Raw genomic sequence first — 22,667 nt, 5'->3', positions numbered from 1 at the left:
GGTCTGTGGGCGCGCAATCTCGTGCGCGTGAGCGCAAATGTAGACTGAAGCGCGTGATTGATCCCGTTCTGCTGCGCGAGCACCCCGACCTCATCAAGCGATCGCAGGCAGCTCGAGGGGACTCCGTCGACGTCGTCGACGAGGCCATCGCAGCGGATGCCGCGCGCCGGGCCGCGATCGGAGCGTACGAGTCCCTCCGCGCCGAGCAGAACGCCTTCGGCAAGACGGTCGCGAAGGCCCCCAAAGACGAGAAGCAGGCGCTCGTCGCCGAGGCCCAGTCGCTCGCGGCGCGCGTGAAAGAGGCGCAGGCCGACGCCACAGCGGCCGAGGAGGGCTTCGACGCGGTCATACGCCGCATCGCCAACGTCATCGTCGAGGGTGTGCCCGCGGGCGGGGAGGACGACTTCACCGTGTTGCGGGAGGTCGGCGACATCCCCTCGTTCGACTTCGAGCCGCGCGACCACCTCGAGCTCGGCGAGCTGCTCGGCGCCATCGACATGCACCGCGGTGCGAAGGTCTCGGGCTCGCGGTTCTACTTCCTGCGCGGCATCGGAGCGCGCCTCGAGCTCGCGATCATGAACCTGGGGCTCGACCTCGCCATGCGCAACGGTTTCGTGCCGCTCATCACCCCGACGCTCGTGCGGCCCGAGACGATGGCCGGCACGGGCTTCCTCGGCGAGCACTCCGACGAGGTCTACTACCTCCCGGCCGACGACCTCTATCTCACCGGCACGAGCGAGGTGGCGCTCGCCGGCTACCACGCCGACGAGATCCTCGACCTCGAGAAGGGCCCCGTGCGCTACGCCGGCTGGTCGACCTGCTACCGGCGAGAGGCCGGCTCGGGTGGCAAGGACACCCGTGGCATCATCCGCGTGCACCAGTTCAACAAGCTCGAGATGTTCGTCTACACGCTGCCCGAGAACGCCGAGGCGGAGCACCAGCGGCTGCTCGGCTGGCAGGAGCAGATGCTGCAGTCGCTCGGCCTCAGCTACCGCGTGATCGACACGGCCGCGGGCGACCTCGGTTCGAGCGCCGCCCGCAAGTTCGACGTCGAGGCCTGGGTGCCCACGCAGGGCGCGTTCCGCGAGCTCACCTCGACCTCGAACTGCACGACGTACCAGGCCCGCCGCCTCGACACCCGCTACCGCACCGAGTCGGGCAAGACCGCCCCGGTCGCGACCCTCAACGGAACTCTCGCGACGACCCGCTGGATCGTCGCCCTGCTCGAGACGCATCAGCGGGCCGACGGCTCGGTCGTCGTTCCGGAGGCTCTGCGCCCCTACCTCGGCGGGCTCGAGATCATCGAACCGCTCGGTGTCTGAGCGATGAGCGTGGACCGCTGGCTCGTCGCCCTCGACATCGACGGAACCGTCATGCACGAAGACGGCGTGATCGCTCCCGCGATCGTGAGCGAGGCGCAGCGTCTCGCGGGCGTCGGGCACGAGGTCATGCTCGCGACGGGGCGGTCCGCGGCATCCGCCCTGCCCGTTCTCGAGCGGCTCGGCATCACGCCCGAGTACGTCGTGTGCTCGAACGGGGCGATCACGATGAAACGCGATGCGGCCGCCCCCATGGGCTACCGGCGCGAGTACGTCGAATCGTTCGACCCGTCATCCGTTCTGCAGACCGTGCGCTCGCACCTCGGCGAGGCGCGCTTCGCCGTGGAGGACGAGACCGGCTTCTACCGCTACACCGAGCCGTTCCCGGATGCCACGATCGGCACGAACAGCGCGCACGTGACGTTCGACGAGCTTCTGGGCCATCCCGCGACCCGCGTCGTCGTGATCTCGCCCGATCACGACATGGAGGATTTCCTCGAGGTCGTGGAGCGGATGGGCCTGCGCCGGGTGAGCTACGCGATCGGCTGGACGGCGTGGCTCGACATCTCGCCCGACGGCGTCAACAAGGCGACGGCGCTCGAACGCGTGCGGCACGCCCTCGACATCCCGCGCAGCCGCGTGATGGCGATCGGCGACGGGCGCAACGACATCGACATGCTCGAGTGGGCGTCCGCCGAGGGCCGGGGCGTGGCGATGGGCCAGTCCCCCGACGAGCTCCTGGCCGTCGCGAGTGAGATCACGGGCGCCGTCGAGACGGATGGCGCGGCCCGCACCCTCGCGTCGCTCTGAGCCTGCGCCGGGCTGCCGGTGCGCTCGCGCCGTGCCCGCGCCGAGCGGCTGCTTTCAGGGTCTTGACAGGATGCGCTGTCAGTGTTGGCAGTCTGCCATCCGTTAGAATCGGGCCTTGTTCGATTCGGATCGGTACCTCCGGGGCAGCCCGGGGGCCGGCGGCGGGTCGGATTCCTCTGGAGGGCTGTCCGAGCGGCCGATGGAGCCAGTCTTGAAAACTGGTGGGCAGAAATGTCTCGTGGGTTCGAATCCCACGCCCTCCGCCACGATGAAACAGGCAGACACCACGCCTCAGCTGGCCGGCCTCCCCGATGCGGCCAGCGACACGAAGGGATCTGGATGAGCGAGCTGCGCCCCCGCGATGGCCGAGCACAGACGAGTCGAGCGCAGTCGCGTTCCCACGCCGGCCCCGGCATCGCCCGGCACGGCCGGCTCAGGAAGCACAACCCGTTCGCCACGATCGTCAAGGTGATCGCCGGTGCGGTCGCGGTTGTGCTCGTGAGCGGCGTCTCGGTCGCCGCCATCGCAGCGTGGGATGTCGCGAGCAGCGTGCAGCCCGGAATCGCCCTCGACAACGAGACCAACGGCCCCGTTCCCCAGATCGGCGCGATCGACGGCGGCGTCAACCTGCTGCTCGTCGGCAGCGACAGCGCGCAGGGCTCGCCCGACGGCGCCTTCGGCGAGCGTGAGGAGAACCTCAACGACGTCACGATGCTCATGCACATTTCGCAGGACCACAAGAACGTGAGCGTCGTGAGCTTCCCGCGCGACCTCTTCGTCGACATCCCCGAGTGCACCGACGCCGACGGCGACAGCACGGGCGACACGAACGACAAGATCAACACGACCCTCTTCTACGGCGGCCTCTCGTGCACGGTCTCGACCGTCGAGCAGCTCACGGGCCTGTCGATCCCCTTCGCTGCCGAGATCCAGTTCAACGGCGTCATCGAGATGTCGAACGCCGTCGGCGGCGTTCCCGTCTGCGTCTCGGAGCGTATCGAGGACGAGTACACGGGCACCTTCCTCGACCCGGGCATGCACGACCTCTCGGGTGTCGACGCGCTGCAGTTCCTGCGCACGCGTCACGGCATCGGCGACGGCAGCGACCTGACCCGCATCAGCAACCAGCAGGTGTTCCTCTCCTCGCTCGTGCGCACGGTCAAGAGCTCGCAGACGCTCACCGACCCCCTCAAGCTCTACGGCCTCGCGAAGGCGGCGGCCGGCAACATGCAGCTCTCGAACAGCCTCAACAACCTCGACACGATGGTCTCGATCGCGCTCGCGCTCAAAGACGTCGACCTCGAGGAGGTCGTCTTCGTGCAGTACCCGACCTTCTCGGTCGACGGCGGCGTCGAGCCCAACACCGACGCGGCCGACGTGCTCTTCGGCGCGCTCGCGGCCGACCAGCCGATCGCGCTGAGCGGAACGACGGGCGGCGGCGCCGTGATCGACCCGAACGCACCGGTCGACCCGAATGCGCCCGCGGATCCGGCGGTTCCGGCAGACCCCAACGCGCCCGTCGACCCCGCCGTCCCCGCGGATCCGAACGCTCCGGCGACCCCGGATGCCGGCACCGGCACGACCGTGCTGCCCGACGCCGTGACGGGGCAGACCGCCGGGCAGTACACCTGCTCCGTGGGTCGTACCCTCGAAGACCAGTAAACGCTCAATAGACTGTGGCCACCTGAGGCTGCGATCCACGCCTCGTACCGGATACGGGGAGGCGTGAATGGCGGACGGCCGAATGCCGGGCGGTGTGCCCGGGGCGAGAGCTGGCGTCATCCGTCACGGGCGTCAGCGCACGTCGCGCGCCTGGGCCACGGTTCTCGCCGTCCTGGCGTCCGCGGTGGCCGTCGTGCTCGTGAGCGGCGTCTCGGTCGCGGCCATCGCGGCCTGGGACCTGAGCCGTTCCGTGCAGCCCCTCATCGTGCTGCCGCCCGCCGACACCGACCACCCGGATGCGCCGCCCCCGCAGATCGGCGCATACGAGGGCGGCATCAACCTGCTGCTCATCGGCAGCGACAGCCGGCAGGGCCAGGGCACGGCCTTCGGCGACCCGGAGGAGGAGACGGGGGAGCTCAACGACGTCAACATCCTGCTGCACATCTCGGCCGACCACAGCAACGCGACGGTCGTGAGCTTTCCGCGCGACCTCTTCGTCGACATCCCCGAGTGCACGAACGCCGACGGCGACTCGACGGGGCCGGCGACCGACAAGATCAACACGGCGCTCTTCTACGGCGGGGTGCCGTGCGCGGTCGCGACGATCGAAGACCTCACGGGCCTGACGATCCCGTTCGTCGCCGAGGTGCAGTTCCTCGGCGTCATCGCGATGTCGAACGCCGTCGGGGGAGTGCCGGTCTGCGTCTCGGACCGCATCGAGGACGAGTACACGGGCACCTACCTCGACCCCGGCATGCACGACCTCTCGGGTGTCGACGCGCTGCAGTTCCTGCGCACGCGTCACGGTGTGGGCGACGGCAGCGACCTGAGCCGCATCGGCAACCAGCAGGTGTTCCTGTCGTCGCTCGTGCGCACGGTGAAGAGCTCGGAGACTCTCGGCGACCCGTTCAAGCTCTACGGCCTCGCAAAGGCCGCCCTCGACAACATGCGCTTCTCCGAGAGCCTCGCCAACCTCGACACGATGGTCTCGATCGCCATCGCGCTCAAAGACATCCCCGAGCAGAACATCGCCTTCGTGCAGTACCCGGGCAGCGTGACCGTCGAGGGCGTCTACCAGAACGAGGAGTCGGCCGCCGTGCTCTTCGACGCGATCGCCGCCGACCAGCCCGTTCTGCCGACCGGCAGCACGGGCCTGGGCTCGACCCTCGGCCTCGGCGGGCCCGATGAGGTGCCCGTCGACCCTGCTGCGCCGGTGGACCCGGCCGCTCCCGTCGACCCGGCTGCACCCGTGGACCCGGCCGCTCCCGTCGACCCCGCCGCCCCGCCCGCGGATGCCGGAGCTCCCGTCGCCGCGTTGCCCGACGACGTGCTCGGCCAGACCGCCGACGAGGTCACCTGCTCGAACGGCCGCACCCTCGAAGAGCAGTAGCCGTGGCATCCGCGTGCTTCGGCGGACTCGCTTCACACGCCCGTCACATTCTGGATGAGTTCTCGACACCGGGCGCCGTGGGCTCGTGTCGCGAGGGCCCTCGGTGTGAGGTTATGATGGCTGTCGTGCGCTTGCTCGTCGGGCGCTCAGGAGACGTCGCATAGTTCGGCCTAGTGCACCACCCTGCTAAGGTGGAGTACCCTTTATTGGGTACCGTGGGTTCAAATCCCACCGTCTCCGCCAGTTTTCCCTGGTTAGACGCGATTGTCACTGCGGGTCTGATTCCTGCGTCTCGGCTAGGATCCGATGCCCGGAACTTTCTGAACGACCCCCACTGATTTCGATGTTCTCGGCGGTGGCGAGGCGACCAGCGAGGTCACCGCGTTGTCCTTCGCCGAGGATGTGCGCGTATACGCCGAGGACGGTGGGGGCTTCCTCGAATTACACGAACGCCGGTCGAGCCGCCTGATCACGGGTTCGGCCGCTCACGAGGTGGTCTGTCGACGGAGGCCCACCAGCGCGTCGATGGGCACGGGTTGCCGCCGGTCATGATGATCACGCCCGGGCAGGCAAGCGATTCGCCCATACTCGTGCCGCTGCTCGGCGAGTTCCGCGTCGCGCGACCGCTCGGCGGACCCCGCACTCGGCCCGACAAGCTCCGTGGCGACAAGGCGTACCCGTCCCGCGTGATCAGGCACCATCTCCGAGCGCGGGGTATCGAGTCCGTCATCCCCGAGCCCCGCGACCAGCAAGGGCACCGGGTCCGCCACGGTTCCCGCGGCGGAAGGCCCGTGACCTACGACCCCGTCGCCTACAAACAGCGGAACGTGATCGAGCGCAGCTTCTGCCGACTCAAGCAATGGTGCGGTCTCGCGACCCGCTACGACAAACTCGCCATCGTCTACCGCGAGGCCGTCGTCCTCAACGCCGTCATCGCCTGGCTGCGCCAGTGAAGACGCACACCCTGCCTCCTTCTCCCGCGCATCGCCGCAAGAAAACAGTTGCTGATCGTTCTGCGCTGCTGTCGCGGGTGGTCCTGTGTCCGCGGTTGTGGCGTCGTGGGGTGTCTTAGTCGAGCTGGTTGTCGAGCCAGTCGAAGACGCGTTGGGCGGTGAGGCCGCGGGCGAGGGGTTGGCAGTGCCAGTCTGCGCCCTCCGCGGCGGTGAAGTGGACGAGGGTGGAGGTCCCGGCGGTGAGGTCGGCGAGTTGTTGGGGTTGGCCGGGCCAGAACTGTTCGCCTTCCGGGTCGGTGATCAGTAACGGCGTGCTGATCAGTGCGGCTTGCTGTTCGGAGAGTGTGTAGCTGCGGACGGTGTTGAGGGTCTCGGCGTAGCCCGGGGTTCCATACGGTCGGGCGCGGAACTGCCAGGTGCGGGCTGTGGCGGGAGAGAGTTCCATGCCGATGCTCATATCACGATCGAATTTCTCCGTTTGGCCTTCGTCCAGGAGCTTGACAAGGCTGTTCGGGACCTGGTTTGTCCAGGACGCGGACACGTCGATGACACCTGGGTCCGTGATGGCTGCTGCGTAGCGGTGTTCGTAGGCGAGTGCCCGCGCCACCCAGTAGCCCCCCTGGCTGATTCCGTACACCGCGACGCGCTTTGAGTCCACTCCGTCCAGGGTGGTGATGTGGTTGTAGACGGGGGTGAGCACATTTTCCCAGTCGGGTCGGAACGGGATGTCGTGGTCGAAGAGCTGGGTCTGTTGACCGGGGCCGTCGAAGAGGAGGACGTTGTGGCCGCGTCGGAGTGCAGCGGCGGCGCTGCTTGCCCAGAGGCTGGCGAGGGAGCCGTCACTGCCGTTGACCACGACCAGGGTTGTTCCGGAAGGCTGCACGGTCGGGCGGAAGAAAAAGCCCGGGAGCGTCGATGTCTCGTAGGGGATCTGGACAGATTCGACCGGATGGGAGCAGTGCGCGATGAACGCCAGCCAGGTGTCCTGTTGGCGTGCGAATGTCGGCGCCAATGATTCGGAGTCGGCCAGGGCGCTGACGGCGTTGACGGCGACCCCATAGTAGGTGGACGCCCGCAGGTAGGCGCCGGCGGCACTGACGTGGTGGCCGGAGTCGGCGGATGCTTTTGCGGTTGCCTCGGTGCGCTGGGCGAGGGTATGCCAGGCGTCGAACCAGGCCTGATGATCGTGCTTGGCGATACCGGCCGTTGCCGCGAGCACCTCGCCGAGGTCGGAGGCGCCCTCGACCGCATGGCCGAGCACGGTGCGGATCTCGAAGTCGTAGTCGGGGTTGGGTGAGAAGACGGGTGTGTCGTGGTATTTGGTGTGGGGCATTAGATCTCCTTACTGTTATGGCTGATGGCCGTCGCGTCGAGACGGGTCAGGGGCTATCGGGCCGGAACCCGTCGATCGTCGCGCGCATGGTGCGGTCGAGCATCGCCCGATCGATATAGAGCGGGCCCATCGTGTTGGCCAGCGTGGTGGCTCCGTGTACGACCACCCAGATCGAGTCCGCCACCTCGGCGGGGTCGCCGACAAGCGAATTCGACGCGAGCGCCTCCCCGACGGTCTCGATGAGAGGGGTCTTGCTGAGCATCGCCAGCTCGACCATCTCCATCGTGGGCTCGAATGCACCGAGGGAGCCCAAGAACAATATCGAGTAAAGATGGGCATTCGTGCGCCCCCAATTCCAGTACTCGTGCACGAGCGCCCAGATCGCGGCGATCGGATCGTCGACCCCACGGAGTGCGACCGCGCTCTGGCTGGTGTGGAGGTCCCGGAATCCCTGTGAATATATCTCTGCGAGAAGGGCGTCTTTGCCTCCGAAGAGATCGTAAATGGCTGAGGTCGAGGTCTCCTCGGCCAAAGCGAGACCGCGCAGGGTCAGTGCAGAGATGCCTCCCGCCCCGATGATTGCCGTGGTGCGATCGATCAATCGCCGGCGCAGCCGCTCGTCATACACCTTCAAACGTCCCATCCAGCAATCATCCCTCCCGAAGGAGCCTTTACCGCCGCTCCGCGCGAGCGGGGCCATTCATGCAGAAATCCTTCACTCGCCAGTCCTCCAGCAGAACCGCTCGCCGCGACCGAGCGACGAATCAGGTCAGCGACGGAACGCCTCGCTCTTGAATACTTTTTCAAAACATCGTTATAGTAACTCATTGTGAGCCGATCGGTTCCGACCCTCGACATGACGGAGAAACTTTTTATGATAAATCATCCCTTCGCAACGGCTGCGGGGTGGCTGCTGCTGCAGTGGCCGTCCTCGCCCTGACCGGATGTGTCGCCGGCAATTCGGACTCGGCGAGCACTGTCGAGCCAACGCCTGCCCCGGCGCAGAGCAGTTCGGTGCCGGCGTCCTCACCGACTTCTCCGGCACCGGGGGACGGCGCAGCGCCCTCGTCAGCGGCGTTCGGCAGCTGCGACACGCTGTTGCCTGCCGAGGCCGTCACCACGTTCGGAGCGGGCCTGGTCCCGGACTCCTCCTTCGTGCCCGAGCTGGGTTCGTATGCTGCTGAGATCGTGTCGTTCGGGGGTATCGGATGCAGCTGGACAGACACCACCACGGGAGACACCCTGACGCTCGCCGTCGCCCAGCCATCGAAAGATGAACTCACGACAGCGGAAACCGCTCTGGGTGGCGGGGCTGGCACGGCGACCGACGTGTTTGGTTCTGATATTCAGGCTTACACGGCCGATGGCGGCGGCACCTTCACAGGCGACATCGAGGTGTTCACACCGGTCGGCTTCTGGATCTCCACCGTCTCCCCGCTCTACACGTCGGCTGCCACTGCTCAGCCGATCGTCTCCTCCGTGCTGCAGGCTCTCCCTGCAGGCTGATTCATCTACGACGGAGACGAAGATGACATCGGAAAGCCAATCGGCCGCAGCCCTCCGCGACTGCCGTTCGGCTCTGTTTCAGAACCTCGGTGATCCCTCTACCGTGTCGGCCTTCTTCGATCAGGTCGCGGACGATGTGTCGTGGACGGTTGAGGGAACTCATCCGTTGGCGGGCGCGTTCACGTCGAAGACAGAGTTCGTGCGAGCCACGTTCGACCGGCTCGCCCCGTTGATGCGCGACCAGGTTCGGTTGCGTCTTCTTCGCGTTTTCATCGACGGTGACACGGTGATCGCGGAGCTTCAGGCGGGTTCGACCACGCTGGAGGGCTCGCCGTATGACAACCGGTTGTGCTGGGTGTGTCGCTTCGCCGGCACAGCGGCCGATGACCTGATCGTCGAGGTTCACGCGTATCTCGATTCGGCCATGGTGACCTGGACGGTGGCCCGCAATGAGCGACGCCCACTGTGGTGACGACAATAATGAGGCCCAGGATGCTGTCGGCCGTAAACGTGTGGGCGAAAGAGTTCGCCACTCTGAGCCCGCAGCCGTGGGCTGTTTGGGCGGCGACTCGAACGGTGGTTGCCGGCGTCGGCGTGGGTGTCGTCTCGTTGCCTTTGGGCGGCAGTATACCGAGCGTCGCATATTTCGCCGTCGCCTGCGCCACATCCTTCTCCGTACTCGGCTCTCCGCGCATTCGGGTCCGTAACACTGCTGGTCAAGCCGTCGGGGCCGTGGCCGGGCTTCTCGTCGCCGGCTTCACCACCGGATCGCCTTTCGTCGTCGCTGTCGTCGCCGTCATCGCGGGTTTCGCTTCGGGGGTCGTCGAGCGTGTGCGAGACAGCGCCGTCACTGCCGGTGCGCTGATGTTCCTCGTCACTCTCGCCTTCGGAACCTTCGTCCCGATGACCGCGCCCGCACCGATTCAGGCACTCTGGTATGTCATCGGATCAGCCGCCGTCGGGGTTCTTGCCGCCATTCCTCTCGGGCGAAGGCTTCCGGCCGTCGTGCTTCCCAGTACCGTTGCGACGGAGAGTCGACGGCAAACTCTCGCTGCAGGTGCCCGGCTCGCCGTGTGTTTTGGAACCGGCATGATCCTTGCCATGAACCTCGATCAAGGGCGGCACTCATTCTGGCTGCCACTCACGATCGCGGTCGTCGTCCGTAGCGAATACGGCCCCGTCGCCGCCCGCGTCACATCCCGCATCGCCGGCACCATCGTCGGGGCAGCGCTCGCGAGCGTCGTCGTCCTCACCCGCCCCACCGACGTGCTCTTGGCGGGAATAGCCATCGCAGGCATGGCATTCGGGGCACTCGCCGCGCCACGACACTACGCCCTCGCCGTGATCGGCATCACCCTCTCCGCTCTCCTCACCGGCGAGATCGGACTCGACGACCAGGCCATCCCCCTTCTCAGGCTCGGAGACACTCTCCTCGGTTGTCTCATCGCCCTCGTCCTCGGCCACCTGCTCTGGCTCCGCCGACCACCACAGCTCCTGCGGAGCGCGCATGAGTGATCACTCGGATAGGTACGCGGGCTCACCCAACACAACACCCTCGATTAGTGAGATGAGACTATGAAGAATCGCACCCTTACCCTCTTCGGGCTTGCCGTCGGCGCACTGATCGTGACGCAGATCTCTCTCCCGGCCCACGCGCAAACGGACGGCCGGGCAGACGGCGGTCCGGTCACAATCGGTCAGACTGCAACCAAGGTGTTCACCTTCACCGGAGCACCCGAGACGTGGGTCGTACCGGCCGGGATCTCCACGGTGACCGTCTCTGCCCTGGGGGCAGGTGGAGGATCGAATGGTGACGGGTCCACCGCCGGCTCGTACGGCGCCCAGCTCACAGGGGTATTGAACGTCACCCCTGGCCAGAATCTCATCATCTCCGTCGGCGGCGTCGGCGGAACGGCTCCCGAGAACCGGCTCGGCGGTTGGGGAGGAATGGGAGCCGGCGGCGGTGACACACCCGACAACCATCAAGGCGTACAGGGTGGTGGCGGTGGTGGCGCTTCGACGATAGAGACAAGCCTCGGTACCGCAGCATTCGTTGCAGGAGGCGGGGGTGGCGATGGCGGTTATGGCGCCAACGAAGGGGGCGCCGGTGGGGCGGCCGGCACCGGCGTGGGCGTGACGGAGCAAGGCATGACTGCGGTCGGTTCGCGCGGCGGTAATGGTGCCGGCCCGGGTTCCGGCGGCGGCGGCGAGGCATCCACGGCGCCGACTTCCGCGGGAGCGAACGGCAGCCACGAGAGCTGGGGCGGCGGCGACGGCGGCGGCGGCGGAGGAGGCGTCCGCGGAGGATCCGGTGGCGCAGCCGGTGGTTTCGGATCCGGCGGAGGTGGCGGGGGAGGTGCAGGTGGATCCTTCATCGCCCCGGGCGTGCAGTCACCCTCCATCGCTGTCGGGTCGAACCTGGCGCAAAACGGTTCCATAACCCTCTCCTGGGTCACCTATCTGAACTGCACGGCGAACACGATGCAGGCCGACATCATCGAGGATCAGACCTCCACCGTCCAACTTCCGTGCTCGTCGTCCTTCCCGCTCACCGCGATCACCGTCCTGACCGCACCCGTGCACGCCTCGATCTTCAACGTCGACCTGTCCACGGGGTCCGTCGACGTGGCTCCTGTCTACGGGTACACCGGACCCGACTCGTTCACCATCGAGATACAGGACGCCTCGGGAGGAGCCGAACACGTCACCGTCACTCTGAACGTGACCGAACAGACCACATCCGAGTCACCCCAAGTCGGAGGGGATCGGCTGGGGGAGGCGTCCGCTGGAGCCGACCGCGCGAGTTCCACACCGGTCGGGACTCAGTCGCGCATGCTCGCGGCAACTGGCTCATCCTCAAGCCCTGCCTGGGTGCTCATCGCAGCACTGTGTCTCGGCGTGGGCAGTCTGATGATCGCCGCGTGCAACAGATCACGGAGCCGACGCCCGTAGACGAGTCTGTGGATTCACTGGCGTCTCCGGCCTGACGCGTCGTGCGTGAGCGTAGCGGGAAAGGTGCCGTGATGGCGGATCGCGGCGAAGAAGACCCGACCATACCGGCCGCAGATACGGTCCATCGCAGTCGTGGGCGCAAGGGCCGGAAGCACGATGTCCGCTCACGACGTGGTGGCCGTGCGCACCAAGCGTTGCGCGATGAGCCGCCAAGAGCCTCCACCGGAGCGGCGATCGAGGCCGGGCTTCCTCGTCAGGGAGCGATCGTGGTCGTGCCGCCGACGTGGGTGATCGTGTAGTCGCCGTCGGTCTTGACCAGTATCTCGGGCCGCGCTCCGGTGCTGTGGTGGACGATCTCAGCTCGCAGCAGCCGACTCTCCCGCCAGGACATCGTCAGCTCGCGGTTGCCGCGGAGACGAAGTCCCCTGACCTCTCCCTCGGGCCAAGCCGCGGGGAGTGCCGGGAGGAGCTCGATCCGGTCGACGTCGCCGAACGCGAGCATCTCGAGCACGGCGGTGGGGACGCCTTGCATGTCGCCAACTTGCGGGTGCATGTGGGCCTCGACGAAGAGGTTCTGGAAGAGCAGGTGGCGCAGCAGTCGTTCTACGCAGTCGAGCGCCCCGTCGCCGTCCTCAAGGCGGGCGAAGATGGCCGCAATCCAGCCGAGGCTCCATCCCTCCTCCTCGTAGCCGGAGGCGAACTTGCGGGCGATCGTGCGCGCGGCGGCCGCGGCGAGCTCGGGACTCTTCGCGTAGGAGATGCGTCGTCTAGGGAAGGCGTCGTACAGCGGCGAGACGTGCCGGTGTCCGGGATCGACCTCCTCGTAGTCCTCCGCCCACTCCTGGATGCCGCCCGTGGTCGGGCTGATGCGCACGGGGACGAGCCGGGCGCGCGTGGCGGCCAGTCGTTCATCCAGGCCGAGGTCGAGATCCGGCTGCTGCCGGCGGAGCACCGTCAGCGCGTCGATCGTCGAGGTGAAGAGGTCAGACACGATCATCGAGTCCATGGTGGCGCCGTAGGTGATGAAGGCCTCCGCCCCGTCGCGGTCGCGGAAGGAGTTCTCCGGCGAGTTCGAGGGAACGGTGACCAGACGACCGGCGACCGGACTTCCCGCCGGAGCCTCGACCAGAAAGTCGAAGAAGAACTCGGCGGCGCCCTTCATGAGCGGGTATACCCGCTCGCGGAGGAAGTCGATGTCCTGGGTGAAGAGGTAGTGATCGTAGAGGCTTATCGTCATCCACGCGCCGCCCATCGGCCAGATCCCGAACACCCCCGCGCCGGGCGCGGTGAATCCCCAGGCGTTGCTGATGTGGTTCATCGTCCAGCCGTTCTCGACGGCGTAGGTCTCCCGCGCGGTGATCTCGCCATTGCGTCTCGCGGTTTCGAGCCAGTCCGCCAACGGCTCGACGCACTCCGGCAGCCCCATCGGGTCCGCCGGCCAGTAGTTGAGCTGCAGGTTGATGTTGGGATGGAAGTCGCTTTCCCAGTTCGGCCACCGCTGAGCGTTCCAGATGCCCTGCAGATTCGACGGGAGCGTGCCGGGGCGCGAACTGGACGCGAGGAGATATCGGCAGTAGTTCACAAACAGCTCGACGAGCAGCCGCGTGTCTGCATCGCCTCGGCGCGCCCTCCCGAGCACCTCCGGGACGACGGTGGGGGTGTCCCGCAGCTCGTCCGCTGCGCGCAGCCGGAGCGAGAACCGCTCGTGTAATGCGGTGGAGGCGGCGACGTGGTCGGCGCGCGACGGCGGGAACGGACAGGCCGACACCGGCCTGGGCGGGGCGGAGTAGGTTCGGCGCCGAGACGCCGTCAAGCGGCCATGGTCGGCGCCGGGGCTCACAGCGCCGATCTAGTCCTTGCGCTTGCGCGAGCAGACGTAGCGACCGTCTCGCCGGGATGCACGGGAATACTCGCGTCGTCATAGGCGGCGGTCGAGCGAAGCGGTCGGACCAGCGGCGACCGTCGGCGAGCGAGATGCAGACGGGACGAGTTCTGTGAACATTTTTGCCATACGATACAGTCATACAAAACGGAAGGACATCGTGCGATGGCTGTCATCGAATCGATCGACGTGGTCGGGCTGGAATATGAGGCGGGCCCGTTGAACCGAGATCGATGGGGGGATCGGGAGCAGGCCTGCATGCTCGCGATCACCGCGGGCGGTCAGACGGGCTACGCGATGAGTCGCTGCAATCTTGGCCTCGATTGGCGCAGCATCGGCACCTGGCTCCTCGGCCACATCGGGCCGCAGCTCGTCGGCCTCGACACCGACGATCACGCAGCGTTCTACGCCAGGATGTTGCGCGACTACTCGACGCAGTTTCTGCCGGTCTTCCCGCTCAGCGTGGCGGATGTGGCGCTCTGGGACCTTCGAGGCCTGCTGGAGGGGCGCTCCGTCGCCCGGATGCTCGCCGAAGAACCCGCCGCGACCGTGCGCGCATATGCGAGCATTCCGCGGTTCTCGGACGTGGAGGCAGGAGTAGCGGCAGCGGTGGAGCAGGACGCGGCGGGCTTCCGGGGCATCAAGGTGCATTTCAGCGGGGATCTCGAGCGCGATCTCGTGCTGTCGCGTCGTATCAGGGAGGAACTTCCCCACACCGAGCTCTCCTTCGATGCGGCGAACGAGCTCTCCTACGATGATGCGCTGCACGTCGGACGCGTCTACGTCGAGCTCGGAGGCGAGTGGCTGGAGGAGCCCTTCGCCGCGTACGACTTCGACACCAACGCGCGCCTTCGTCGTGATCTTCCGGGGTTGGCGATCGTGGGGTTCGAGACAGCGCCCGGTGGGCCGCGTGCTGCGGAGCTCGCTATCCGTTCCGGGGCGTTCGACTACATCGAGATCGACTGCCTCTGGAAGGGAGGGATCTCGGGGGCCTTCCAGGTGGCCCAAGCCGCTGCTGCGCACGGTCAGCGGGTTGCCATCCATCACGGTGGGAGTCCGAGCATGAACCTCGCGAACATCCAGCTCGTCGCGGCGGCAGGGAATGTCGACACGATCGGTCTCACGACCCCGGTGCTCGACTACAACCGGGCAGCCGCCATCCCACCGCTCGATCCGGAGTCGGGCACGATCCTGGTGCCCGACGGCCCAGGACTCGGGCAGCAGATCGACGGGGACTTCGTCCGCATGCATGAGATCGCCCGCACACGCATCACTCGATGACGACGGAGACGCGCGGCGTTCGACGACAACAGAACTCGATGACAACAAGGGAGAGAGCGTGAACGTAAACGACAGCGGATCCGGAAGACGGATCGCATGGCTGGTGGCCTCGTCGGGCTTCAGCCCCGAGGAACGGCAGCGCCGTCAGGACGAGATCGGCGGGTACGCTCCCCGCGGCCTCGAGCTCGAATTGTTGACTCCAGAGGCTTCCCCGCGATTCCTCAGCCAGCCGACCGACTTCGGCCCTGCTGTAGCGAGCATGGTCGATCTGGTGTCATCCCTCGATCCGGAGCGCTACTCCGTGGGAGTTCTGGCCGGGGCGATCGATCCGGGACTCGACGAGATCCGATCGGGCTCGGCAGTGCCGATCGTCGGGCCGTTCGAGGCGACTTTGCGTGTGGTCGAGACGCTCGGACGCCCCGTCACGATTCTCACAAGCGATGCCGTCATCGCCGGGGCGACCCGTGACAAGCTCGCGAGTCAGTATCCCGACGCGCAGGTCTGCTCGGTGCGGCACATCGGTGTATCAGTCGCAGAGATCGCGGGGATGATGGACGATCCCAGAGCGCTCGACGAGGTTCGACGCAGCATCGTCGCCCAGGGACGCGCAGCGATCGAGGAGGACGGGGCCGCGGCTTTCCAGTTCGGCTGCATGACCTTCGCGACCCTCGGGGTGCGAGATCCGCTGATCGCCGAGCTCGGCCTTCCTGTGCTCGACCCGGCGCGCATCAGCGTGACGGTCGCGGGCTTGATCGCGACCGTTGACGAGCCATTCGTTCTGGAGTCGGCGCTATGACCGCCACTGAACCCTGGCAGTGGGACGAGCCCATCTGGCGGAGCCACATCGCAGCGGCGATCCCGGGCCCGCGGCTCGGCCCGGTGCCATGGCCGGGTGGCGCGGCGGCGGCGGTGGCCATCTCCTTCGACTCCGACCACGAGACGCCCGCGCTGCGGGACGGGCAGACCTCGCCCGGAGTTCTCGCGCAGGGCAGCTACGGCGCGAGGGCAGGAGTCCCGAGGCTGCTCGCGGTTCTGGCCAAGCATACGATCCCGGCGACGTTCTTCGTCCCGGCGGTCTCGGCGCTGAGCTACCCCGAGCAGATGCGAGCCTACGTCGGCGATGGTCACGAGGTCGGCGCACACGGATGGATCCATGAGCGGACCACCCTGCTCCCGCCGGGCGCCGAGCGGGAACTCGCGCTCCGTGCCCTCGAAGCGGTCGAGCGAACGAGCGGCGTGCGCCCGGTCGGGATGCGGACTCCCTCGTGGGACTTCAGCCCCCACACCCTCGATATCGCGATCGAACTCGGTCTGCTCTACGACTCCTCGCTCATGGCCGATGACGAGCCCTATGAACTGCTGCGCGACGGCCTTCCCAGCGGGCTCGCAGAGGTGCCGGTCGACTGGATTCGCGACGATGCCCCGTATTTCATGATGGATCGCTATTCCTCGCTACGGCCCTACACCTCACCGGATGCTGTGCTCAAGATCTGGCGCGACGAACTCGACGGTGCGGTCGGCGAGGGCGGAGTGTTCCAGCTCACGATGCATCCGCACATCATCGGGCATCGCTCGCGCATCTGGATTCTCGATGAGCTGCTGGGGGAGATCCGTGCCCGTGGACTGTGGGCGACGACGCACGCGGACCTCGTGCGGCATCTCACCTCCGTGCCTCGCACATGATCGCCGGCGTGCCCGGCCCCGAGGCCGTCGCCGCGCTTCCGATGGTCGGACTCGCAGACTGGTTGGACGGACACTCGGCGCGGATGGTCGACGATCTGGCCGCTCTCGTCCGGATCGAGAGCCCGAGCGGCGATCTCGCCGCCCTCGACGCCTGCCTCGGTGCGATCATGAACTGGCTTGAGGGGCTTCTAGGCCCCGCCGACACGGCGGAGCGGCATTCGGACGCCGAGTTCGGCACCGTCGTCGTTCTCGACTATGCGGCGACGGGGGGAGCCGGCTTCGTCTCCGACACCCGTCCGGTCGTTCTGCTCGCCCACTACGACACGGTCTGGGGTGTCGGTACGCTTGCCGATCGACCGTGGCGGGAATCGCGAGGCAGAGCCCAGGCGCCGGGTGGATTCGACATGAAGGGCGGGCTCGTTCAGGCGGTCTGGGGTCTTGCGGCCGCGCGCAGGCTGGGGATCGCGCTCCCGACGGTGCGGATCGTGCTGACGCCGGACGAGGAGATCGGCAGCCCGTTCTCCCGGCCGTGGATCGAGCGGGCGTGTGCGAGCGCTCGTGCCGTTCTCGTCGCGGAATCGGCCGCGAACGGGGCGCTCAAGACCGCGCGCAGCGGAGTGGGCCTGTTCCGCGTTCAGATCGACGGGATCGCGTCGCACTCGGGTCTGGAGCCCGAGGCCGGCGCGAGCGCCATCGACGAGGCTGCGCGTGTTGTGCTCGAACTGCACGCCGCCTCGAACCCGGACGCGAGGACGAGTGTCAATGCCGGCATCATCTCCGGGGGGACCAGGCCGAATGTCGTGGCAGCGCATGCGGTACTCGATGTCGACGTCAGGGTCACCTCTGCTGCGGAGGCCGCACGCATCGACGCCGTGTTCGAATCGCTCGTTCCACGGGATCCGCGCGCGCGCATCGCCGTCTCCGGGGGGTGGAATCGCCCGGTGATGGAGCGCACGGCGTCCGTCGCGGCGATGTTCGCCCTCGCAGCCGCGCTGGGTGAGCGGCTCGGCGAGCATCTCGAGGAGGTGGCGGTGGGTGGCGCCAGCGATGGCAATTTCGCTGCCGCGCTCGGTCTCCCCGTTCTCGACGGGCTCGGCGCCGTCGGTGGCGGCGCGCACAGCGCCGACGAGTGGGTGGACCTGTCGGCAATGCCCGTACGCGCTGCGTTGCTGGCCGGGATCGTCGCCACGTTCGCGACTCCAGCCGGGTCTGATACCGAGATGAAATACGGATGAAACATTGTTTGCCATACAGTAATGTCATACAAAACTTCGCCGACGATATCGCCTGGCGGTCCACAGCAGAGAAGTGAGGTCACCATGAGAACACCGGCTCGCGTCATCGTCATGGGCACAGCCGTATTCGTTCTGGCCGTGCTCTTGTCCGGGTGCGACAACACCGCGGCGGAGAACCCGAACACCCCCGCGGCCAGCGCCGCGGCAGGAGGGGTCACGGCACCCGTCGAGGAGATCCGCGATCTCCTTCCCGCCGATGTCCTCGACTCGAATCTGATCCAGGTCGGATCCCGCGAGGAGGCGCCTCCCGGGACCGCGCGAGACAGCTCCGGCAAGGTCGTCGGCTACGAGGTCGATCTCATGACGGAGATCTCACACATCCTCGGCGTCGACTTCGAATACTCCTACGGCGACGTGGGCGCCCTCATCCCGGGCCTTCAGGCCAATCGGTTCCAGGCCGCGAACGGCGCCTTCGGGACGAACGCCGAACGCCAGGAGGTCGCCGACTTCGTCAATTACGCGGCCTCGCCCTTCGCCTATGTCGCGGTCGCCGATCGCGAGCTGGATGTCTCATCGCTCGACGATCTGTGTGGTCTGACGGTCGCCACCGCGAACGGCACACAGGCCGCCAACGTCGCTGCGCAGCAGGTCCAGACCTGCGCCGACAAAGGCCTGCCCGAGATGGTGTCGTCGACGTACGCCAACACGAACGAGAACCTCCTCGCGCTCAAGAGCGGCAGGGCCGACATCTACTTCACCCCGAGCGTGACCGCCCTCACGGTGGTGGCGAGCGATCCCACGATCGAGATCGCGGGTGTCGACGCGGATCTCCCCGCCAACAGCCTCGGTGTGAGCTTCCTCAAGGGTTCGCCGCTTCCGGACGCGTTCGCCGCGGCGATCAACTACATCATCGAGGACGAGCCGGACGTGTACGCGGGCATCTTCGAACGCTGGGACCTGCCCCAGCAGTTCCTCATCGAACATTCCGAGGTCAACCCCTCGCACTAAGTCGCGGCGAGAGGGGTCGGGGTGTAAGCCCCGACCCCTCTCCGCAGGCAGGAGACAAACATGTTCGACATCGCATCAGGATTCGACGGTGCGGCGGGGACGCGAGAGACTCTGAGTCTCGTCGCCGGAGAATTGCCGACGGGCGAGCCGTATCTCATCCCCGTTATGGTCATCAACGGCAGTACCGGCGGACCCACTCTGCTCGTGCACACCGGGATGCACGGTGACGAGGTCCTGGGGGCGGAGGTGGTCCGCGCCGTGTGGCTCGGGCTCGGGCCGGATGACATCCGCGGACGCCTGATCATGGTGCCGTCCTCGAACCTGCCCGCCATGGCGACGCGCACGCGCACCAACCTGTCGGAGATCTACCCCGGCCCGCACGACCTCAACCGCGTCTTCCCCGGAGACGCTGCCGGATCGCTCAGCGAACGTGTGGCGCGCATCATCACCGATCAGCTCCTCGCCGTGAGCGACTACTGCCTCGACATCCACACCCCCTCTGTCGGTGGCGAATGGATGCCCTACGCATCCGCTCCGGCTCCGGGCTCGGTCGATGCGGACTACGGCCAGAGGTCGCACGCCTTCGCCCGCGCCTTCGGCACAACCCTGGTCTATGCGGGTGATCTGTTCGCTGGGACCATCCAGGACACTGCCCGCACCTTGGGCAAGGTCGTGACGACGGTGGAGTTCGGCGAGGCCAACCGATTCGATCCCGCGCTGATGGAGTGGGGCGTGCAGGGTGTGCGCAATCTGCTCATCCATCTGGGCATGACAGAGGGCAGCCTCGTCGCCCCGGATGCGGTGCGCACCTTCAGCAGGCTTCACCGGCTCCGGGCCGACCGCGGCGGCTTTCTTCGAGTCGCCGTGCGACCCGGGGACGACGTCATCGCCGGGCAGCGATTGGCGTCGGTCGGGAACGTGCTGGGTGCCGAACTCGAAGTGATCACGGCGCCCGAATCGGGGCGCGTCGTGCGCGTCAACAACAATGCCCTGGCCGGAACCGGCGATCTCGTCGTCTATCTCGGAGCCGACTCATGAGCAAGGTCGATCGCATGAGCTCGTCCAGCGCGCAGAAGCCTTTGATGTCCACCACGACGAACGGGCTCTCCGGCGCGGAGCTCGCGCTGCTGAAGACCCGTGGTCGTCGTCGCCCGCTGCGCTGGGTCGCCACGGCGGTCGTACTCCTTGTGGCAGCACTCGTGGTGTACAGCATGCTCACGAACGAGCGGTTCGGCTGGCCGGTCGTCGCCCAGTACCTGTTCGACTCCCGGGTGTTGAACGGGCTTGTGCTGAGTATCTGGCTCACCGTGGTGTGTATGGTCATCGCGCTCGTCCTCGGGACGCTGCTCGCGGTCATGAGGCTGTCGGCGAATTCGCTCCTGCGCTCGACCAGCTGGATCTACATCTGGATCTTCCGCTCGGTGCCGGTTCTCGTGCAGCTCATCTTCTGGTACAACCTGGGTGCGCTCTACCCGTCGCTGGGAATCGGCATCCCGTTTCTGCCTCCATTTATGGAGTTCCAGACGAACGATGTCATCTCAGCGCTCGGTGCATCGATCTTGGGCCTCTCGCTCGCGCAGTCCGCGTACAGCGCCGAGATCATCCGGGCCGGCATCCTCTCGGTTTCCAGGGGGCAGCTCGATGCCGCGGCCTCGCTGGGTATGACCCGCGCTCGAGCTCTGCGTCGCATCGTGCTGCCGCAGGCGCTGCGAGTGATCATCCCCCCGGTGGGCAACGAGGTCGTCGGCATGCTCAAGAACACCTCGCTCGTGAGCGTCATCGCGATGGCCGACCTGTTCTACAGTGTGGAGCTGATCTACGCGAACACGTTCCAGACCATCCCCATGCTGATCGTCGCCTGCATCTGGTACCTCGTGGTGGTCTCGTTGCTCTCCTTCGGGCAGTCGTATCTCGAGCGACGCTATGGACGGGGCTTCGCATGAACGCCATGACATCTCCGGTGCTCGTCGAGGCGACGAACGTGCACAAATCGTTCGGTGCCAAAGAGGTGCTCTCCGGCATCAACCTCACGGTGCACGAGGGCGAGGTGATGTGCCTGATCGGGCCGTCAGGCTCGGGCAAGAGCACCCTGCTGCGATGCATCAATCACCTCGAGAGCCTGAACTCCGGCACGATCGTGGTCGACGGCCGGATCGTCGGCTATGAGCGGAAGAACAATGTGCTGGTGGAGCTGCACCCCACAGCGATCGCCGCCCAGCGTGCCTCGATCGGCATGGTTTTCCAGCACTTCAACCTGTTCCCGCACATGACGGTCATGGAGAACATCATCGAGGCGCCGCGTGGTGTGCGAGGTGAGAGCCGAGGTGTCGTCGTTCCGCGGGCGCGCCAGCTGCTTGCCGAGGTCGGCCTCGAGGATTTCGCCGACAGCTATCCCGGCAGGCTCTCCGGGGGTCAACAGCAACGGGTAGCGATCGTGCGTGCGCTGGCGATGGAGCCCCGGCTGATGCTCTTCGACGAGCCGACCTCCGCCCTGGATCCGGAGCTGGTCGGAGATGTGCTCCAGGTGATGAAGCGCCTGGCGTCGAGCGGCATGACGATGATCGTGGTGACCCACGAGATCGCCTTCGCGCGAGATGTCGCCGACACCGTCGTATTCATGGACGGGGGCGCTATCGTGGAGGCGGGGACTCCGTCCGAAGTGATCGAAAACCCTCAGCACCCGCGCACGCGAGAGTTTCTGTCGCAGGTCCGGCATTGACCACCGCCCGAGACAATATCCGCGGCTTACCCGGTCTGACGATGAGGATGTGAATGGCTTCCACCCGAGCCGAGCGCGCAACGCCGGCGCAAATCGCCCCGGTGCGGCAACAGGTCTCCGACACGATCAGGCAATCGATCTTCGAGCTGCGGCTGCGGCCGGGCGAGCGTCTCGTCGAGCGCGAGCTCATCGACATGACCGGTGCGTCGCGGACGAGCGTGCGCGAGGCGCTGCGCGAGCTCGAGGCCGACGGGCTGGTGCAGCGCACGCCCTACCGACGGCTCATCGTCGCGGTGCCCTCGGCATCCGAGGTCACCGAGATCTACGAGGTGCGCGGTCTTATGCTCGGCCTTATGGTTCGGCACTTCGTCGTGCACGCGACGGATGACGATCGGCAGGCTCTTGTGGGCGCCTACGAGCACTGTCTGACGGTGGACTCCTCCACGACTCAGCAGCTGCTCGAGGCCAAGCAGGCGCTCTACGACGCGCTGAGCATCCGCGCATCGATCGCGAACTCGGTGATGGCGAGCCTCAGCTCGCGGATCGTCTTCTTCCGTCACCTCTGCGCCCGTGAGCCTGGGCGAACGGACGAGTGGAACATCGAGGTGGGTCGTATCGTCGAGGCGATCCTGCAGCGTGACGAGGCCACCGCCGAGGCCGCCTGTCAGGCGCATGTTCTGAGCGCGACCGAGGTCGTCTTCCGGGTGCTCGAGAAGTATCCGTGGTTCATCCGCGACGAATGAGCCGCCGTCGCGACGGCGGAGGACTCCGTGCGTGGTCCGGGGGCGGCGTGGTGTCGTGTGTCTTATCTCGCTCGGACATGTGCCATCGGCGGATGGTGCTGCGGGGGCGGGCGGCGGCGCGTTGTCCGGGGCGTCGACGGTGCTGTCGCAGCTCCCGCGGATGATCCGTGGGAATCCTGTCCGGGCAGCCT

20 protein-coding genes, 2 tRNA genes and 1 pseudogene are annotated in these 22,667 nt (G+C 66.9%); 20 read left to right on the top strand and 3 right to left on the bottom strand.

What is annotated here, in order from left to right; genetic code table 11:
* The first annotated feature begins 53 nt into the window (after positions 1–53).
* The 7 genes and pseudogenes from serS to CLV54_RS00685 all read left to right on the top strand — a co-directional run.
* The gene (serS, locus tag CLV54_RS00715) at positions 54–1,322 is read left to right on the top strand and encodes a serine--tRNA ligase (RefSeq protein ID WP_100343045.1); all 1,269 of its coding nucleotides are present in this window, start codon (positions 54–56) and stop codon (positions 1,320–1,322) included.
* A gap of 3 nt (positions 1,323–1,325) precedes the next feature.
* Positions 1,326–2,129, top strand: a complete 804-nt coding sequence (locus tag CLV54_RS00710; protein WP_100343044.1) for an HAD family hydrolase — start codon at positions 1,326–1,328, stop codon at positions 2,127–2,129.
* A gap of 178 nt (positions 2,130–2,307) precedes the next feature.
* Positions 2,308–2,395: transfer RNA gene (locus CLV54_RS00705), tRNA-Ser, on the top strand.
* Positions 2,396–2,468: 73 nt separating this feature from the next.
* The gene (locus CLV54_RS00700) at positions 2,469–3,791 is read left to right on the top strand and encodes an LCP family protein (protein WP_100343043.1); all 1,323 of its coding nucleotides are present in this window, start codon (positions 2,469–2,471) and stop codon (positions 3,789–3,791) included.
* Positions 3,792–3,858: 67 nt separating this feature from the next.
* A complete protein-coding gene (locus tag CLV54_RS00695) occupies positions 3,859–5,181 on the top strand; it encodes an LCP family protein (protein WP_245861192.1) in 1,323 nt (440 codons plus the stop codon).
* Positions 5,182–5,330: 149 nt separating this feature from the next.
* Positions 5,331–5,424, top strand: a tRNA-Ser gene (locus tag CLV54_RS00690).
* Between the two features lie 169 nt (positions 5,425–5,593).
* A pseudogene (locus tag CLV54_RS00685) lies at positions 5,594–6,134 on the top strand (IS5 family transposase); the annotation flags it as partial.
* Positions 6,135–6,249: 115 nt separating this feature from the next.
* On the opposite strand, the gene CLV54_RS00680 reads toward CLV54_RS00685, so the two are convergent.
* Together CLV54_RS00680 and CLV54_RS00675 are read right to left on the bottom strand one after the other, a co-directional pair.
* A complete protein-coding gene (locus CLV54_RS00680) occupies positions 6,250–7,467 on the bottom strand; it encodes an alpha/beta hydrolase family protein (protein ID WP_100343042.1) in 1,218 nt (405 codons plus the stop codon).
* A 46-nt stretch (positions 7,468–7,513) separates the two neighbouring features.
* The gene (locus CLV54_RS00675) at positions 7,514–8,110 is read right to left on the bottom strand and encodes a TetR/AcrR family transcriptional regulator (RefSeq protein ID WP_170061932.1); all 597 of its coding nucleotides are present in this window, start codon (positions 8,108–8,110) and stop codon (positions 7,514–7,516) included.
* Between the two features lie 263 nt (positions 8,111–8,373).
* On the opposite strand from CLV54_RS00675, the gene CLV54_RS00670 reads away from it, so the two are divergent.
* Genes CLV54_RS00670 through CLV54_RS17325 form a run of 4 tightly spaced genes read left to right on the top strand, consistent with a single transcriptional unit; the run spans position 8,374 to position 11,925 of the window.
* The gene (locus CLV54_RS00670; protein ID WP_170061931.1) at positions 8,374–8,973 is read left to right on the top strand and encodes a hypothetical protein; all 600 of its coding nucleotides are present in this window, start codon (positions 8,374–8,376) and stop codon (positions 8,971–8,973) included.
* Positions 8,974–8,995: 22 nt separating this feature from the next.
* On the top strand, positions 8,996–9,445 hold the full coding sequence (locus tag CLV54_RS00665; RefSeq protein ID WP_100343039.1) for a nuclear transport factor 2 family protein: 450 nt from the start codon (positions 8,996–8,998) through the stop codon (positions 9,443–9,445).
* Between the two features lie 20 nt (positions 9,446–9,465).
* A complete protein-coding gene (locus tag CLV54_RS00660; RefSeq protein WP_170061930.1) occupies positions 9,466–10,488 on the top strand; it encodes an FUSC family protein in 1,023 nt (340 codons plus the stop codon).
* A gap of 60 nt (positions 10,489–10,548) precedes the next feature.
* A complete protein-coding gene (locus CLV54_RS17325) occupies positions 10,549–11,925 on the top strand; it encodes an Ig-like domain-containing protein (protein WP_157802747.1) in 1,377 nt (458 codons plus the stop codon).
* A 253-nt stretch (positions 11,926–12,178) separates the two neighbouring features.
* Here CLV54_RS17325 and CLV54_RS00645 read toward each other — a convergent pair whose 3' ends face one another.
* Positions 12,179–13,693, bottom strand: coding sequence for a glycosyl hydrolase family 95 catalytic domain-containing protein (locus CLV54_RS00645; protein ID WP_100343036.1), 1,515 nt, complete (start codon positions 13,691–13,693; stop codon positions 12,179–12,181).
* 279 nt (positions 13,694–13,972) lie between these two features.
* On the opposite strand from CLV54_RS00645, the gene CLV54_RS00640 reads away from it, so the two are divergent.
* The 9 genes from CLV54_RS00640 to CLV54_RS00600 all read left to right on the top strand — a co-directional run bounded on the left by CLV54_RS00640 (position 13,973) and on the right by CLV54_RS00600 (position 22,476).
* Positions 13,973–15,088 carry a mandelate racemase/muconate lactonizing enzyme family protein gene (locus CLV54_RS00640; protein WP_100343035.1) on the top strand — a complete coding sequence of 372 codons (1,116 nt, stop codon included), beginning with the start codon at positions 13,973–13,975 and terminating at the stop codon, positions 15,086–15,088.
* A gap of 58 nt (positions 15,089–15,146) precedes the next feature.
* Positions 15,147–15,884, top strand: a complete 738-nt coding sequence (locus CLV54_RS00635; RefSeq protein WP_157802746.1) for an aspartate/glutamate racemase family protein — start codon at positions 15,147–15,149, stop codon at positions 15,882–15,884.
* Positions 15,881–16,771 (top strand): polysaccharide deacetylase family protein, encoded by an 891-nt coding sequence (locus CLV54_RS00630; protein ID WP_100343033.1) that lies wholly within the window; start codon positions 15,881–15,883, stop codon positions 16,769–16,771. The genes CLV54_RS00635 and CLV54_RS00630 overlap by 4 nt, the downstream gene beginning before the upstream one ends.
* Complete coding sequence (locus CLV54_RS00625) at positions 16,768–18,006, top strand: M20 family metallopeptidase (protein WP_211294399.1); 1,239 nt, start codon at positions 16,768–16,770, stop codon at positions 18,004–18,006. The genes CLV54_RS00630 and CLV54_RS00625 overlap by 4 nt, the downstream gene beginning before the upstream one ends.
* 84 nt (positions 18,007–18,090) lie before the next feature.
* A complete protein-coding gene (locus tag CLV54_RS00620; protein ID WP_157802745.1) occupies positions 18,091–19,014 on the top strand; it encodes a transporter substrate-binding domain-containing protein in 924 nt (307 codons plus the stop codon).
* A 60-nt stretch (positions 19,015–19,074) separates the two neighbouring features.
* A complete protein-coding gene (locus CLV54_RS00615; RefSeq protein ID WP_100343031.1) occupies positions 19,075–20,052 on the top strand; it encodes a succinylglutamate desuccinylase/aspartoacylase family protein in 978 nt (325 codons plus the stop codon).
* A gap of 44 nt (positions 20,053–20,096) precedes the next feature.
* The gene (locus CLV54_RS00610) at positions 20,097–20,957 is read left to right on the top strand and encodes an amino acid ABC transporter permease (protein ID WP_100343030.1); all 861 of its coding nucleotides are present in this window, start codon (positions 20,097–20,099) and stop codon (positions 20,955–20,957) included.
* Positions 20,958–20,962: 5 nt separating this feature from the next.
* Entirely contained in the window at positions 20,963–21,733 is a 771-nt protein-coding gene (locus tag CLV54_RS00605; RefSeq protein ID WP_245861292.1) for an amino acid ABC transporter ATP-binding protein, read from the top strand.
* A gap of 53 nt (positions 21,734–21,786) precedes the next feature.
* On the top strand, positions 21,787–22,476 hold the full coding sequence (locus CLV54_RS00600) for a GntR family transcriptional regulator (RefSeq protein WP_100343028.1): 690 nt from the start codon (positions 21,787–21,789) through the stop codon (positions 22,474–22,476).
* The last annotated feature ends 191 nt before the right edge of the window (positions 22,477–22,667 follow it).

This window comes from Compostimonas suwonensis, assembly GCF_002797855.1.
GTDB classification, from domain to species: domain Bacteria; phylum Actinomycetota; class Actinomycetes; order Actinomycetales; family Microbacteriaceae; genus Compostimonas; species Compostimonas suwonensis.
Note: the sequence above shows the minus strand (reverse complement) of the source record. Positions and strands in the feature narration are given on the sequence as shown.

Bases quoted from the DNA above. Each gene is read 5' to 3' on its own strand.
- CLV54_RS00640 (WP_100343035.1), top strand. From the start codon at position 13,973: ATGGCTGTCATCGAATCGATCGACGTGGTCGGGCTGGAATATGAGGCG.
- CLV54_RS00610 (WP_100343030.1), top strand. From the start codon at position 20,097: ATGTCCACCACGACGAACGGGCTCTCCGGCGCGGAGCTCGCGCTGCTG.
- CLV54_RS00675 (WP_170061932.1), bottom strand. From the start codon at position 8,110: ATGGGACGTTTGAAGGTGTATGACGAGCGGCTGCGCCGGCGATTGATC.
- CLV54_RS00710 (WP_100343044.1), top strand. From the start codon at position 1,326: ATGAGCGTGGACCGCTGGCTCGTCGCCCTCGACATCGACGGAACCGTC.
- CLV54_RS00660 (WP_170061930.1), top strand. From the start codon at position 9,466: ATGCTGTCGGCCGTAAACGTGTGGGCGAAAGAGTTCGCCACTCTGAGC.
- CLV54_RS00665 (WP_100343039.1), top strand. From the start codon at position 8,996: ATGACATCGGAAAGCCAATCGGCCGCAGCCCTCCGCGACTGCCGTTCG.
- CLV54_RS00600 (WP_100343028.1), top strand. From the start codon at position 21,787: ATGGCTTCCACCCGAGCCGAGCGCGCAACGCCGGCGCAAATCGCCCCG.
- CLV54_RS00615 (WP_100343031.1), top strand. From the start codon at position 19,075: ATGTTCGACATCGCATCAGGATTCGACGGTGCGGCGGGGACGCGAGAG.
- CLV54_RS00605 (WP_245861292.1), top strand. From the start codon at position 20,963: ATGACATCTCCGGTGCTCGTCGAGGCGACGAACGTGCACAAATCGTTC.
- CLV54_RS00695 (WP_245861192.1), top strand. From the start codon at position 3,859: ATGGCGGACGGCCGAATGCCGGGCGGTGTGCCCGGGGCGAGAGCTGGC.
- CLV54_RS00680 (WP_100343042.1), bottom strand. From the start codon at position 7,467: ATGCCCCACACCAAATACCACGACACACCCGTCTTCTCACCCAACCCC.
- CLV54_RS00620 (WP_157802745.1), top strand. From the start codon at position 18,091: ATGAGAACACCGGCTCGCGTCATCGTCATGGGCACAGCCGTATTCGTT.
- CLV54_RS00630 (WP_100343033.1), top strand. From the start codon at position 15,881: ATGACCGCCACTGAACCCTGGCAGTGGGACGAGCCCATCTGGCGGAGC.
- CLV54_RS17325 (WP_157802747.1), top strand. From the start codon at position 10,549: ATGAAGAATCGCACCCTTACCCTCTTCGGGCTTGCCGTCGGCGCACTG.
- CLV54_RS00700 (WP_100343043.1), top strand. From the start codon at position 2,469: ATGAGCGAGCTGCGCCCCCGCGATGGCCGAGCACAGACGAGTCGAGCG.
- CLV54_RS00625 (WP_211294399.1), top strand. From the start codon at position 16,768: ATGATCGCCGGCGTGCCCGGCCCCGAGGCCGTCGCCGCGCTTCCGATG.